The sequence below is a fragment of the Streptomyces sp. XY431 genome (assembly GCF_001279805.1).
Lineage (GTDB): Bacteria > Actinomycetota > Actinomycetes > Streptomycetales > Streptomycetaceae > Kitasatospora > Kitasatospora purpeofusca.
The window spans coordinates 1-1,337 of the sequence record NZ_LGDO01000263.1 but is presented as its reverse complement, the minus strand read 5'-3'; the positions used below and the strand labels follow the sequence as shown (position 1 = coordinate 1,337).

At 79.5% G+C, this 1,337-nt stretch carries 1 protein-coding gene and 1 pseudogene; one reads left to right on the top strand and one right to left on the bottom strand.

What is annotated here, in order from left to right; all coding sequences use genetic code 11:
- Nucleotides 1–340 (top strand): annotated as a pseudogene (locus ADK60_RS22920) (hypothetical protein); the annotation flags it as partial.
- A gap of 85 nt (nt 341–425) precedes the next feature.
- On the opposite strand, the gene ADK60_RS22915 reads toward ADK60_RS22920, so the two are convergent.
- Nucleotides 426–1,337, bottom strand: a 912-nt coding sequence (locus tag ADK60_RS22915) for a helix-turn-helix transcriptional regulator (RefSeq protein ID WP_045940273.1), incomplete at its 5' end; no start/stop codon positions are given.

Sequence of the window (1,337 nt, the reverse complement as noted above, 5' to 3'; positions counted from 1 at the left end):
GGAGGCGCCCCGGGCGGCCCCGGCGTCCCCGGCCCCGGCCCCGGCCCCGGCCCCGGCCCCGGCCCCGTCGGGGCTCTGGCCGCAGCTGGAGGAGCTGGCGGCGTTCGTCGGCTCGGCGCCGCTGCCGTCGTCGGCGAACGTGCCGGGGCTGCTGGCGCGGCTGCGCACCGCCGGGCCGGGGCCGACCACCGAGCCGATCGTCCGGCGGCGGCTGCCGCTGGCGGTGGACGGCTACCTGCGGGCGCTGACCTGGCAGCCGTGGGCGGCGGACGGGGTCGACCCGGCGGCCGAACTGGCCCGGGCGGTGGACGAGATGGCGGCCCTGGTGCCGGCCTCCTGACAGCGTCGAGGCAGGAGCTGAACGGCCCCGGTCCCCCGCGGACCGGGGCCGTTCGCATGCCCGGCCCGCACCACCGCCCGTCCCGTCAGGCTTCCAGCGCGCCGGGCAGTTCGAGTCGGCGGCGCACCCCCAGCTTGCGGAAGCTGTTGGTGAGGTGGGTCTCCACCGTCCGCACCGCGAGGTGCAGCATGGCGGCGATCTCGGCGTTGGAGTGCCCGGCGGCGGCGAGCCGGCAGATCCGCAGTTCGCTGTCGGTGAGCGCCTCCGCCCCGGCGTGGTCGCCGCGGCCGATCCGCGCGCCGGAGACCCGCAGGGCCTCCAGCGCGGCGGCCCGCTGCCGGACGGCGCCGAGGCGTTCGGCGCGCCCGGCGGCCTCGCGCAGGGCCCGCCGGGCGGCGCCGCGCCGGCCGCCGTCGCCGAGCAGCCGGCCGTAGGTGATGAGGGCGGGGACGAGTTCGGTGTCGATCTCGGCGGTGCGCAGCAGCAGGACGGCCTCGGCGGCGAGGTCGAGGCCGTGCCGGCCGCCGGTGGCGGCGGCGAGGGTGCGCAGGGCCCGGCCGACGGTGCGGGCGGTGCCCCAGATCCGGGCGAGGCGGAGTTCCTCCTCGGCGAGGGCGACGGCGGGGCCGGGTTCGCCGAGCTGGAGGTGGCATTCGGCGGCGGCGGAGCGCCAGGGGGTGACGATGGGGCTGCGGACCTGGCGTTCGCCCTGGCGGCGGCCGCACTCCAGGAGGTCGGCGAGGGCTTCGGCGGGTTCGCCGGAGGCGAGCCGGAGCAGACCCCGGGAGTAGAGGTACTCGTTCCATTCCCAGGAGTCCCGGGCCCGGTCGGCGGCGACGGCGCGGGCGAGGCCGTGGGCCTGCCAGAGCCGGCCGGTCTCGACGAGGGCGATGACGGCCTGGGCGACGAGGTGGGCGTTCTGCTGGCCGAGGAGTTCGGCGTAGCGGCCGGGGCCGGTGTCGTCGGTGGGGCGGGGCTCGGGGGCGGCGTCGGGGGT